Below are 12,580 nucleotides of genomic sequence, written 5' to 3' on the forward strand. Positions count from 1 at the left end.
CTTGAGAGCGAGGGGGCGAGGGTGGTGTACGGGGTGGGGTGCGCGGTGGCCCGGGGCCGGGGCGGTCAGATGGCGAGGCGGTCAGCGGTGGTACGCGGGCATCGGGCCGCGCAGCGCGGCGCCGACCTCGTCGCAGGCGGTGGTCACGTCCGCGGGCAGCGGACCGGCCTGCGCGGCGGCGATGTTGGCCCGCAGGTGCTCGGTGCGGGAGCCGCCGAGCAGCAGCGCGTCGGTCGAGGGCCGGTCCAGCAGCCAGCGCAGCGCCAGTTCGGTGAGGGGGATGCCCGCCTCGGAGGCGATCCGGGTGAGCTGCTCCACGGCGGCGAAGAGCCGCTCGTCCCAGTAGCGTTCCCGGTACATCGCGGCCAGCCGGGAGTCCCCGAACCGGCCGGAGTCCGGTGTCCGGGCGAAGGTGTGACGTCCCGTCAGCAGACCGCCGCCGAGCGGGTTGTAGACCATGGTGCGCAGCCCCGTGACGGCCGCGTACTCGACGTATTCCTCCTCCAGGCGGCGTGCCAGCAGGTTGTGGAGCTGCTGGGCGACGACGGGGCGCGGCGCCCCCACCTCGTCGGCGGTGCGGACGAGTTCGGCGATCTGCCAGGCCGAGTGGTTCGAGACGCCGAGGGCGAGGATCTTGCCCTCGGCGACGAACTCCGCGACGGCGGTGAGGGTTTCGGCGATCGGCGTGGCCCGGTCCGGCTGGTGGAGGTAGAACAGGTCGACATGATCGGTGCCCAGCCGCTCCAGGCTGCCCGTCAGCGCGGCGCGCATCCCGGCGGCCGAGAGCGGGGCGTGCCCGTCCTGGTCGGGGTGGGGGATACCGGCCTTGGTCGCCAGGACGATCCGGTCACGGCGGCCCGGCAGCAGCTCGGCGAGGATGCGCTCGCTCTCACCGCCCGCGTAGCCGTTCGCCGTGTCGACGCCGGTGACGCCGGCGTCCAGCGCGGTGTCGAGCATCTCGGCGGCGCCCGCCCGGTCGACGGTGTCGCCGAAGGTCATCGTGCCGAGCACGAGCCTCGACAGGGGGCGGGGGAGCTGCGGCAGGTCGATGCCGGTGGTCACGAGCGGTTGCCTTCCGGTGCGGTGGTGGTCGCCGCGACGGCGCCGGTGGCGGGAGCCGCGGCGGCGAGGGGCGGGTCCGCGCGGAGCGCGGGGTTGAGGAGGTGCCGGGGCTTGACGCCCCGGACGGTGGTGGGGTCGAGGGCGGCCCGGCGCAGCGCCCGGGTGTAGGGCTCGGCGGGGGAGGCGAGGACCTCGGCGGTCGGACCGCGCTCGACGACGCGTCCGGCGTTCATCACCACGACGTCCGTGCTGATCTCCCGGACGACGCCGAGGTTGTGGGCGATGACGAGATAGGCGATGCCCGTCTCGCTCTGGAGCTCCCGCAGCAGCTCCAGCACCTGGGCCTGGACGGAGACGTCGAGGGCGGAGGTCGCCTCGTCGCACACCAGCAGGTCGGGCCGGGAGGCGAGCGCGCGGGCGATGCCGATGCGCTGGCGCTGGCCGCCGGAGAACTCCGGAGGCCGGCGGTGCAGCGCGGTGGCGGGCAGGCCCACCCGGTCGATCAGCTCGGCCGCGCGCCGGGCGCGCTCGGCCGGGTTCCCGACGCCGGAGAGGCGCAGCGGCTCCGCCACGATCTGCTCGGCCGTCAGATGCGGGTCGAGCGAACCGTACGGATCCTGGAAGACCATCTGCACCCGTCGCCGCAGCGGGCGCAGCCGCCGCTCGGGCAGCGCCGCGATGTCCGTGCCGTCCAGCACGATCCGGCCCGACGCGGGCTTCAGCAGTCGTACGAGCGCCCGGGCGAGCGTCGACTTGCCGCAGCCCGACTCGCCGACGACGGCCAGCGATCCGCCGCGCTCCAGGGTGAGGCTCACCCCGTCGACGGCGCGCAGCGGGCCGTTCGCGGTCGGGTACTCGACGACCAGGTCCTCGACGCTCAGCAGGGGCACGGCGGCCGCCGCGCCGCGCTCCCCGGAGCCGGTCCCTGCCCCGGCTGCGGCTCCCGCGCCGTTCGCGGGGGCGCTCATGCCGTCGCCCCCTGCCGCGCGGCGCCGGACGGCGCGTCCTCGTCCCAGGTGCCGAGCCGGGGCACGGCGGCGAGCAGCGCGCGGGTGTACGGCTCGGCCGGCTCGTCCACGATGCGCGCGGCGGAACCCGATTCCACGAATCTGCCTTCCTTCATGACATGGATACGGTCCGAGACGACCCGGGCCACCCCCAGATCATGCGTGATCATCAGCATCCCGAGGGACTCCTGTTCCTGTAGCTCCATCAGCAGATCGAGGACGCCCGCCTGCACGGTGGCGTCCAGCGCGGAGGTCGGCTCGTCCGCGATCAGCAGCTCCGGCTCACCGGCGAGCGCGACCGCGATCAGCATGCGCTGCAGCATGCCGCCGGAGAACTGGTGCGGATACGCCTTCCAGCGGGTCTCGGGACGCGGGATGCGGACCTGCGCCAGCAGCTCCGTCCCTCTCTCCCTGACCTCCGCGCGGGAGAGCGCGGGGTGGCGCAGCCGCAGCGCGTCGCCGAGCTGACGGCCGATCGTGTGGACGGGGCTGAGGGCCGTCATCGGGTCCTGCGGGATGAGCGAGACGGTACGTCCGCGCACCGCGCGGGCCGCCGCCGGGTCGGCGAGGACGTCCCGCCCGCCGATCCGTACGGCGCCGGACAGCACGGCGAGCCCTTCGGGCAGCAGCCGCAGTACGCCCATGGCGGTGGTCGACTTGCCGGAACCGGATTCACCGATCAGGGTGACGGTCTCGCCTCGCCCGACGGTGAAACTGACCCCGTCGACGGCGCGGACCACTCCGTGCGCGGTGATCAGTTCCACCTGGAGGTCCTCGACCTCCAGCAGCGGGGCGGCCGTGCCGCCCGGCGTGTTCTCCGGCGCGTTCGCGTTCTCGGGCATGGCTCAGGCTCCCTTTTTGGCGCGCGCCAGGCGCGACCCGCGCGGCACCCGCGCTCCACGGGGCGCCTTGACCGCCCGCGTACGGTCGCGCAGACCGTCGCCGATCAGGTTGACGCCGACCACCAGCAGGGCGATGACCAGGCCCGGCAGGGTGACCAGCCACCAGGAGGTGGTGATGTAGTCCTGGCCGTCGGAGATGATCCGGCCCCAGGTCGCGAACGGCCGCTGCGGGCCCGCCCCCAGGAAGCTCAGCGCGCTCTCCAGCAGCACGGCCTGGGCGAGCAGCAGCAGGACGACCAGGCTGGCCGGGCGGATGACATTGGGGATGACATGGCGGCCGAGCACCGACCAGCCGCGCAGCCCCAGCACGCGGGCGGCGGCGACGTACGGTTTCTCCCGTTCCACGAGGACGAGCGAGCGGGTGAGCCGCGCGACCTCCGGCCACTGGGCGACCGCGATCACACAGGTGATGACGGTGACGGAGGGGCCGAAGAGGGCCACCACGAGGAGCAGCATCATCAGCAGGGGCAGCGCGAGCTGGGCCTCCAGCAGCCGGGAGACGGCCGCGTCGACCCAGCCGCCGAAGAACCCGGCCGCCGCGCCGGCCGCCACCCCGATCACCCCGGAGACGAGGACGGCGAGGATGCCGACGGTCAGCGACACCTGGCCGCCGTGCAGGATCCGGGAGAGCAGGTCACGGCCGAGCTGGTCGGTGCCGAAGAGATGGCCGTCGCTGAGCGGGGGCAGCCGGCGCCGGGACAGGTCCTGCGCGTCGGCGCCCGGCAGGGGCAGCAGCGTGGCCAGCGCGACGGGCAGGACGACGAGCGCGGTGCAGACCGCGCCCGCCCACAGCTTGAACCGGGCGCCGCGCCGCTGCCGGGTGGCGGTGGCACGGGTGAGATCGCGGGCGGTGACCGCGCTCGGCCGGGCGCCGGCGGAGGCGGTGCCGGAGGGTGAGGAGGCGGCGGTACGCGGGGCGGTGGTCATGTCTCAGGCCGCCTTTCCGAGACGCACCCGCGGGTCGAGCAGCGGGTAGGCGAGGTCGACGAGGAGTTGGACGAGGATGGCGAGGACCGCGGTGACCAGGACGGTGGCCTGGATCAGCGGATAGTCCCTGGTCTCCAGGGCACGCACCACGAGCGAGCCGACACCGGGCCAGCCGAAAACCACCTCGACCACGACGACGCCGTTGAGCAGCGCCGCGAAGCGGGTGCCGAGGGCGGTGAGCAGCGGCACCCCCGAGTTGGCCAGGGCGTAGCGCCAGGTGAGGACGGACTCGGAGAAGCCGCGGGAGCGGGCGACCGTGATGTACGGGGAGTTCAGGGCCGTGGTCATCTCGCGCCGTACCAGCCGTGAGATCAGGGCCAGTTGCAGGACGGCCACGGTGACCGTCGGCAGCACCAGACCGCTCCAGGAGGTGAATCCGGAGGCGGGCAGCACGGGCAGCAGCACGGCGAAGACGGTCAGCAGCATCACACCGGTCCAGAAGTCCGGCATGGACTGACCGGTGATGGTCAGGACGTTGGCGCCCAGCTCGCGCTTGGAGTCGGCGCGGCGTGCCATCCACACCCCGAGCGGCACGGCCACCAGGGCGGTGACCGTGATCGCGGAGACGGCGAGGGTGATGGTGTACGGCATCCGCTCCAGGACCACGTCGAGGGCCGGGGCGTGGAAGGAGTAGCTGGTGCCCAGGTCACCGGTGAACAGGTCGCGCAGGAAGATGCCGTACTGCGTGAACAGCGGCTGGTCGAGGCCGAACTGGCCGCGGATCCTGGCGAGATCGGCGCTGGTCGCGTTGGGAGCGGCGTAGGCCGCGGCGGGGTCGCCGGGCGCCATCCGGACCAGCAGGAAGACCGTGGTCAGGGTGAGGAAGACGGTCAGCAGGCTCTGGCCGAGCCGTCGGGCGAGATACTTCGGCACGGCTCAGCCCTCCAGCCGCACGGCGGACAGGTCGTAGGAGTTGATCGGCAGCAGCGACAGGCCGCGGACCCGGGCCCTGCGGGCCAGCAGGGTCTTCGGGGCGAAGGCCCAGAGGCTGGGCCAGGTCTCCCAGACGGCCTTCTGGACGACCGCGAGCTGCCGGTTGCGCTCGGCGTCGTCCACCTGGATGGAGGCGGCGGTGAGCTGTTTCTCGACGTGGGGGACGATGTATCCCATGAAGGCGTCGCCGGTGCGATCCTTCGCGGCGGTGCCGCCATACATGCCCTGGAGCATGGTGAGCGCCTGGCCGGTGGGGCTGCCGTAGCCGTTGCCGATGACGTCCCAGTCACCGGCCTTGCCCTGGCGCCAGGTCAGGATGTCGCCGCCCGGCTCGAACTGCTGGAGCGAGGCACGGACGCCGACCGACTTCAGCATGTCCGCGACCGCCTCCATGACGGAGGCGTCGGCCGCGAACTCGCCCGACTCCCAGATGAATTTCATCCGCAGGTCCGTGGCGCCCAGCGACCTGAGCAGGGCGCGCGCCTTCCCGGGGTCGTAGGCGTACGCGCCCGTGCGCACCGCGCCTTCGAGCGCGAGCGGGACCACCCCGCCGGCCTCCTCGGCCGAGCCGTTCAACACGTCCTCGACGAGGGCCCGGCCGTCGATCGCGTACGTGAGCGCCTTGCGCACCCGGGCGTCGGCGAGCGGACTCCCCTCCGGCTTGCGGAAGTTGTAGAAGAGCTGGCACATCCGGACGCCCGAGACCTGTTCGACCCGGACGCCGGGAAGCCCGGTGAGCTGCTCGGCCGAGTCCGGTGTGAGGGTGTCGACCACGTCGATCTCACCGCTGCGCAGCGCGACGACCCGGCTGGACTCCTCGGGGACGAACCTGACCCGTACGGTGTCGATCCGCGGGCGCGGTCCCCAGTACTGGGGGTTGCGGCCGAGGGTGTACTCCCCGGCGCCGCCGTTCGCCTTGAGGACACGGTACGGACCGGAGCCGAGGCCGCTCTGCAACTCCTCGGGGCGGTTGGCGGCGGCCGGTGTGATGTGGATGTTGGCCATGAGCCGGTCGAGGACCGGCACGGGCTTCGCGGTGTGCAGCAGGAAGGTGCGGTCGCCGGTCTTCTCCACCGTGGGCAGTTCGGGGAAGAGACCGAGGAGGAAGGAGCCGGTGACCTTGCTGTACATCTTCAGGGCGGTGGCGACGTCCTCGACGGTGACGGGGCTGCCGTCCGAGTAGCACACGCCGTCCCGCAGCCGCACCGTCCAGGCGGTGGGCTCCGTCATCTCGAAACGGTCGGCGAGCACGAGGCGCGGCTTCATGCCGGGGCCGATACGGGTGAGCGCCTGCCGTACGGCGCGCTGGACGGTGACCGCGGCGTCGAACTGGTTGAGCTTGTTGTCGAGGCTCACCAGCGAGCGGTTCAGGCCGAGGGTGAGCGTGCCGGGGCCGGGGGTGCCGGTGGGCCCCGCGCAGGCGGACAGCGGGGCGAGGGCGAGGCCGGCGCCGCCGACCGCGCCCCAGCGCAGCAGGGTGCGGCGGTCGACCGCCGCACGCGGGGGAGCGTCGGGGGGAGCGCTCTGAGGAGTAGGGGTCATCGTCGACCTTCTCGGGTTCCGGGATGCGAGCGGCTCCTGGGCCCTGTCCAGCGACCGGGGCCCAGCTGTCGGTGCCGGTTGGGCCGGCACGGTGTCCGGCCTGCTCCGCATCAACAGGTGTCGCGCCGCACAAGGTGGCACGATTGCGTGTTCTGCGCAAGAGGTCTCGCGCGCTTCGCGCAACCTGTGCCATCATCGGGCACCGAGGCAGCCCGCCCCGGGTCGCCCGAGGAGGTATCCGTGTCCCCTGAGCCGGCCGGACCCGAGCCGCACAGCGAGCCCGAGCCCCTCCGCGTGCCCGAGCCGCGCGGCGGGCCCCCCACACGGCGGGTGCTCCCCCTCGCGGGCGAACGGCGCGTGCTCGCCCTCGCGGACGACCTGTCCGGCGCCGCCGAGACGGCCGCGGCGCTGCGCCGTCCCGCCCGGATCCTGCTGGGGTCCCCGGGGTCCCGGGACGCCGCCGCGGTACCCGGGCCCGGTGTGGCGCTGGTGAGGGACCTCGACACCCGTCAGCTCGACGCCGCCTCGGCCGCCGCCGCCGTACGGGAGGCCCTGCGGGGCGTCGCCGACGACACGGTCCTGTTCAAGAAGACGGACTCCCTGCTCCGGGGCAACCTCGCCGCCGAGGCCGCCGCCTACGCGGAGGGCGCCGCCGCGGTCGTCATCGCCCCCGCGCTGCCGGTGGCCGGCCGCACCGTCCGCGACGGCGTCGTCCACCTGCGCGGCACCCCGCTGCACGCCACGGACGCCTGGCGCGCCGAACCGCTGCCGGCGCCGACATCGGTCGCCGCCGCGCTCGGCGACCCGCGGACGGCGCCGGTCCCGCTCACCGTCGTACGCGGCCCCGCCGCCGAGCTGACGGAGCGGCTGCGCGCGCTCGTCCGCGCCGGGCACCGGCCGGTGTGCGACGCGGAGACCGACGCGGACCTGGACGCGATCGCCGCCGCCGCGCTCCGGCTGGGACCGGGCGTACGGCTGCTGGGGACGGGCGGGCTCGCCGCCGCCCTCGGCCGTCTCCTCGGCGCGGCGGACGGCCCCGGTGGGGACCGCGGCCCCGACGGCCACGACGGCCACGGCGGCCTCGGCGGCCCCGACGGTTCCGACGGCCTCGGCGCCGACGGCGCGCCCCCGGCGGGGCCGGCCCGAGGCGGAGCTTCGGCGCCGGACACCCCGCCTGGCGCGCCGTCACCGGACGCCCCGTCAGCGGAGCCCGCCCGTACGGCCGCCCGTCCGCTGCTCGTGGTCGTCGGCACCGCCGAACCCGGCGCCGTTGCGCAGATCGCGCAACTTGTCGCCGCCGGGGCACGTCACACCGCCCTTCCGGCGGAACTGCTCGCCGCGCCCGGCGCCTGCCTGCCGCTCACAGTGGCCCCGGGCACCGTCACCGTCGTCGGCGTGGACCCGGCCCAGGGCATCCGGCCCGGCGCCGCCCGCCAGGTGGTGGCCGGTCTCGCCCGTACCGTCGCCGCCGCGTGCGGCCCCGCGGATCTCGTCCTCACCGGAGGAGAGACGGCGCGCCGCGTCCTGGACGCCCTGGGCGTCGCCCACCTCGTCCCGGTCGGCGAGATCCACCACGGCGCCGTGCGCTCCCTCGCCTCCGACGGCCGTACGGTCGTCACCCGCCCCGGGAGCTACGGGGACGCCGGATCCCTGCTGCTCATCGCCCGCGCCCTGCGGCCGGGCGACCGTCTCCCGACGACCGAACCACCCGTACCGTCACCCGTACCGCAAGGAGAGTTCCTGTGAACGCAGCCCCGACGACCGCCCCCGCGGAACCGGCCGACAGCGCCGGCCCGCCGCTCCCCATCATCGCGGTCACCATGGGCGACGGCGCGGGCATCGGCCCCGAGGTGATCGTCCCCGCGCTGCTCCACGCGGACACCGTGCGCCGCTGCCGCCCCGTCGTCGTCGGCGACGCCGCCCGGCTGCGCCAGGCCGCCGACCTCCTCTCCCTCACCTGCGAGATCGTCACCGTCGAGACCCCGGAGCAGGCCGAGTTCACCGACGGCCGCATCAACGTCATCGACCTCGGACTGCTCCCCGCCGACCTGCCCTGGGGCCAACTCTCCGCCGTCGCGGGCGACGCGGCCTACCAGTACGTGCGCGTCGCCGCCGAACTCGCCGTACGCGGCGCCGTGCAGGGCATCTGCACCGCACCGCTGAACAAGGAGGCCCTGCACGCGGGCGGCCACCTCTACCCCGGACACACCGAACTCCTCGCCCACCTCACCGGTGTCGAGGAGGTGTCGATGATGCTCTCCACCCCGAAGGTGAAGGTCATCCACGTCACCACGCACATCGGGCTGATCGACGCCGTCCACCGGATCGAGCCCGGACTCGTCGAACGGACCGTGCGCCGCGGCCACGAGGCCATGGTGCGCGCCGGCGTCCCGGCACCGGTCATCGGGGTGTGCGGCATCAACCCGCACGCCGGGGAGAACGGCCTGTTCGGCTACGGCGAGGAGGAGGAGAAGATCGTCCCGGCGATCGAGGTCCTGCGCGCCGACGGCATCGACGCCGTCGGGCCGCTCCCCGCCGACACCGCCTTCTTCCTCGCCTCGCGCGGCGACTACGACCTGATCGTCGCCATGTACCACGACCAGGGCCACGGCCCCGTCAAGGTCATGGGCATCGAGGCGGGCGTCAACCTGACCGTCGGACTGCCCGTCATCCGTACTTCCGTCGACCACGGCACCGCCTTCGACATCGCGGGTACGGGCCGGGCCGAGGCGGGCAGCATGGTCGAGGCGCTGCGCCAGGCCGCCGAGATGGCGACCGCACCGGCCCGGTGACCACCGGCCGCCCCGTCGGGGCACCCCCGCACCGGAGGACACAGGAGTGATGGCCCCCATCGGATCGACGGCGCGGCGCGACCGCATCGTCCACCTCGCCACGACGACCGGACTCGCCAGTGTGGAGGAGCTGTCACGGCTCCTCGGTGTGACGGCGTCCACCATCCGCCGCGACCTCGCGAAGCTCACCGCCGACGGCCGGCTCGCCCGTACCTACGGCGGGGCCATGGCGCTGGCCGCCCACCCCGAGGCGTCGCTGCGGCAGCGCACGGGCGAGGCGTTCGAGGCCAAGCGGGCCATCGCGCGGTGGGCGGCGGCCGAGGTGCGGCCCGGCGAGTCGCTGCTGCTCGACGCGGGCTCCACGGTCGGGGCGCTCGCGCACGAACTGCGTACGGCGAAGGATGTCACCGTCGCCACCACCGGTCTGACGGTGCTGCAGGAACTGGCGGACGTCGAGTCGGTCCACGTCGAGTGTCTGGGCGGCACACTGCGTCCGCTCAGCCAGGGGTTCGTGGGGCCGCTGACCGAAGCCGCCCTGGAACGCCTCACGTTCGACCGGCTGTTCCTCGGCACGGACGGTGTCTCGCCCGAACACGGCATCTGCGAGGCCGACCTGCGCCAGACCCGGCTCAAGGAGCTGATGACGCGGCGCGTGGACCGGGTCTACGTGCTGGCGCACGCGGCGAAGCTGGGCCGCCGCCCCTTCCACACCTGGATGCCGATCGGACCGGACTGGACCCTCGTCACCGACCGCGCGGCCGACCCCCGCGTCGTCGACGGGCTGCGCTCGCGCGGTGTCACGGTCGTCCTGACCGCGGCCGGGCCGGGTGAGGGGCCGGGGCCGGGCGAGGCACCCGGGCCGGGGCCGACTGGCTGAAAACCGGACACCCGAGGAGGTCCCGCCGAGCGCGCACGCGCCGCGGGACCTCCCTTTTTGTGTGTGTTCGCGGGGGCAGATCGTATTCATGCTCAATAAGTGCTTCTTTCCTGTTGTGGTGTGCTGTGGAAGGGCGTCCGTGCGGAATACCGAACGGGGCGTGTGACGAAGGGTCGACTTTCCCTTGGCTAGTTACTAGGATGCCCGACAAGATCTTGCCACCGGCATTGTAGAAATCCTCCAGGATGTGTCGGCTGTTATTCATGTTTTGGTAAAGCGAAGTTAATTCCTCTCAGCACGTTTGGACGTATCGCGCCGTTGAGCAGGCCCGCGTCGAGGGCGCTGGGCTGCTCGGCCACGCGGATACGGGGGAGTGGGAAATCCGTGAGGTCCGGCAGAGGTCTGAACCACAGAAAGAAGCGAAGAAACTCTCTCTGTGGGTGTCCCGGCGGCATGGTGTGCCCTTCTTTCGGCACTTTCATGCGTCGTGGACCCGAGTGCTGATCCGAGGAACGGGGGTCGCGTGCGTTTTCAGCTTTTGGGCCCTTTGAGTATTGCCGAGGGTCATGACGTTGTTGTGCTCAAACCGTCCAAGCCGTCCAGTCTGCTGGCGGCTCTGCTCCTTCATCCCGGATCCGTCGTGTCCACCGGCTATCTGCTGAGAGCCCTGTGGGACGACGACCAGCCGGCCACGGCCAGGGCCGCGCTCCAGAGCTGTGTGCTCAGGCTGCGGCGGATCTTCGTGAAGTACGGGGTCGCCGGTGACGTCATCGAGGCGGTGCCCGGCGGCTACCGGATGAACGTGGACACCGACACCCTGGACCTGGTGCGCTTCCGGACGCTCGTACGGGCGGCGGACGGCGCCGGGGACGCGGAGGGAGAGCTCTACCGGCTCAAGGAGGCCCTGACCCTGTGGCAGGGCCCGCTGCTGGCGAACGTGCCCTCCCTGATGCTCCACCGCGACGAGGTGCCCGGGCTCACCGAGGAGCGGCTGCGCACCCTCGAACGCGCCTGTGACATCGAGCTGTCGCTGGGCCGCTGCCGTCAGGTCCTGGTCGACCTGTGGGAGGCCGCCCGGCGCCATCCGGGCCGGGAGCGCTTCGCCGAGCAGCTCATCGAGGCGCTGTACCGCACCGGTCGGCAGTCGGAGGCGCTGGCCGAGTACCGCGCCGTGAAGGGCCGGCTCAAGGAGGAGCTGGGCATCGACCCCGGCCCCTCGCTCCAGCGGCTCGAACTCGCCATCCTGCGCGGGGACGACCTCGGGTCCGTCGCCCTCGACCAGGCACCCCAGCCCCTGGAGATCGCCGCTCCGGTCCGGCCGACGGCGCCGGTGGCCGTCACGGCGACGGTCCCGGCACCGGACGACGGAGGCCGTCCGTACGGGGATTGGGCACCGGCCGCGGACCGGCCCGTACCGCCGGGGACCCGGGCGGCCCCCGCGCCGCTCGCGTTCCCCGCATCGCCGGCGCACCTGGTACCGCCCGCGCTCCCCGTACCGCCCGTGCCGTCCTTCACGGGCCGGGCGGCCGAACGGGCCGACATCACGGCCCGGCTGAGGGAGTGTTCCCCGGACACCGCCCTCGTGGTCCTCTCCGGGGCACCGGGCATCGGCAAGACGGCGCTGGCCCGGCAGTGCGCCCACGACACCCAGGACACCTTCCCCGGCGGTGTGTTCGTCGTCGCCATGACCCACCCGGACGGCGCCCCCCTCACCTCCGACGAGGCGATGGCCCACCTGCCCAGGCCCGGGGCCGGCGCCAGCAGGGCCCTGCTCGTCCTCGACGACGTCACCACCGCCGACCAGGTACGCCCGCTGCTCCCCGCGGTGCCGGGCGGTGCCGTGATCGTCACCAGCAGACGGGGCCTCGCCGGGCTGATGGCGACCCACGGCGGCAGCGTCCACCGGCTCTCCACCCTGGACCCCGCCGAGTCCCGGCAGTTGCTCACCGCCGCGCTCGGCGCCGAACGGGTGGCCGCCGAGCCGGCCGCGGCCGGTGAACTCGCCGACGTCTGCGGACACTTCCCGCTCAGCCTGCGGATCGCCGCGGCCCGGCTGCTGACCCGCCCCGGGCTGAGCGTCGAGGACTGCGTCCGCTGGCTGGCCGAGGATCCGCCGGCCCGGCTCTCCCTCGCCGACGACCCGCGGATGTCCGTACCGCAGGTGTTCGGGCGGGCCCTGCACCGTCTGGAGCCGCGCTGGCGGGACGCCTTCCGCCGGCTCGGGGACCAGGAGGGGCTGCTGGTCCCGGCTCACGCCCTCGGTGACTCGCCCGAGGCCGAGGAGGCGCTGGAGCGGCTCGCCGACGCCGGACTGCTCGAAGAAGGGCCGCCCGGCCCGTACCGCATCCATCGTCTGCTGAAAATCTACGCGCGTCGGCAGGCGCGCGAACGGAACACCGGCGAGGCGGCGACCGTGCCCCACTGAGCGGCGCCGCTCCATCCCCCCCGACGACCCGGCCTCCGGGGATCTCCGTCCCC

Annotated in this window: 10 protein-coding genes; 4 read left to right on the forward strand and 6 right to left on the reverse strand. The window is 73.6% G+C overall.

Features of this window, described 5'->3' with window-relative positions; all coding sequences use genetic code 11:
- Positions 1-81 precede the first annotated feature (81 nt).
- The 6 genes from ACFTZC_RS37570 to ACFTZC_RS37595 are packed head-to-tail and all read right to left on the reverse strand — an operon-like array spanning position 82 to position 6,433.
- Entirely contained in the window at positions 82-1,062 is a 981-nt protein-coding gene (locus ACFTZC_RS37570; protein ID WP_382898008.1) for an aldo/keto reductase, read from the reverse strand.
- Positions 1,059-2,030 carry an ATP-binding cassette domain-containing protein gene (locus tag ACFTZC_RS37575; protein ID WP_382898010.1) on the reverse strand — a complete coding sequence of 324 codons (972 nt, stop codon included), beginning with the start codon at positions 2,028-2,030 and terminating at the stop codon, positions 1,059-1,061. The genes ACFTZC_RS37570 and ACFTZC_RS37575 overlap by 4 nt, the downstream gene beginning before the upstream one ends.
- Complete coding sequence (locus ACFTZC_RS37580) at positions 2,027-2,911, reverse strand: ABC transporter ATP-binding protein (protein WP_382898012.1); 885 nt, start codon at positions 2,909-2,911, stop codon at positions 2,027-2,029. Before ACFTZC_RS37580 ends, ACFTZC_RS37575 begins: the two co-directional genes overlap by 4 nt.
- A gap of 3 nt (positions 2,912-2,914) precedes the next feature.
- Positions 2,915-3,898: an ABC transporter permease gene (locus tag ACFTZC_RS37585; RefSeq protein WP_382898013.1), complete on the reverse strand. Its 984-nt coding sequence runs from the start codon at positions 3,896-3,898 to the stop codon at positions 2,915-2,917.
- Positions 3,899-3,901: 3 nt separating this feature from the next.
- Positions 3,902-4,831 (reverse strand): ABC transporter permease, encoded by a 930-nt coding sequence (locus ACFTZC_RS37590; protein WP_382898015.1) that lies wholly within the window; start codon positions 4,829-4,831, stop codon positions 3,902-3,904.
- A gap of 3 nt (positions 4,832-4,834) precedes the next feature.
- Positions 4,835-6,433 carry an ABC transporter substrate-binding protein gene (locus ACFTZC_RS37595; protein ID WP_382898017.1) on the reverse strand — a complete coding sequence of 533 codons (1,599 nt, stop codon included), beginning with the start codon at positions 6,431-6,433 and terminating at the stop codon, positions 4,835-4,837.
- A gap of 240 nt (positions 6,434-6,673) precedes the next feature.
- On the opposite strand from ACFTZC_RS37595, the gene ACFTZC_RS37600 reads away from it, so the two are divergent.
- The 4 genes from ACFTZC_RS37600 (at position 6,674) to ACFTZC_RS37615 (ending at position 12,527) form a co-directional block, all read left to right on the forward strand.
- Positions 6,674-8,179: a four-carbon acid sugar kinase family protein gene (locus ACFTZC_RS37600; RefSeq protein WP_382898019.1), complete on the forward strand. Its 1,506-nt coding sequence runs from the start codon at positions 6,674-6,676 to the stop codon at positions 8,177-8,179.
- On the forward strand, positions 8,176-9,225 hold the full coding sequence (gene pdxA / locus ACFTZC_RS37605; protein ID WP_382898020.1) for a 4-hydroxythreonine-4-phosphate dehydrogenase PdxA: 1,050 nt from the start codon (positions 8,176-8,178) through the stop codon (positions 9,223-9,225). Before ACFTZC_RS37600 ends, pdxA begins: the two co-directional genes overlap by 4 nt.
- A 49-nt stretch (positions 9,226-9,274) precedes the next feature.
- Positions 9,275-10,102, forward strand: a complete 828-nt coding sequence (locus ACFTZC_RS37610; protein WP_382898022.1) for a DeoR/GlpR family DNA-binding transcription regulator — start codon at positions 9,275-9,277, stop codon at positions 10,100-10,102.
- Between the two features lie 577 nt (positions 10,103-10,679).
- Entirely contained in the window at positions 10,680-12,527 is a 1,848-nt protein-coding gene (locus ACFTZC_RS37615; RefSeq protein ID WP_382898024.1) for a BTAD domain-containing putative transcriptional regulator, read from the forward strand.
- Positions 12,528-12,580 lie beyond the last annotated feature (53 nt).

Source organism: Streptomyces sp. NPDC056987, from assembly GCF_042673865.1.
Taxonomy (GTDB): domain Bacteria; phylum Actinomycetota; class Actinomycetes; order Streptomycetales; family Streptomycetaceae; genus Streptomyces.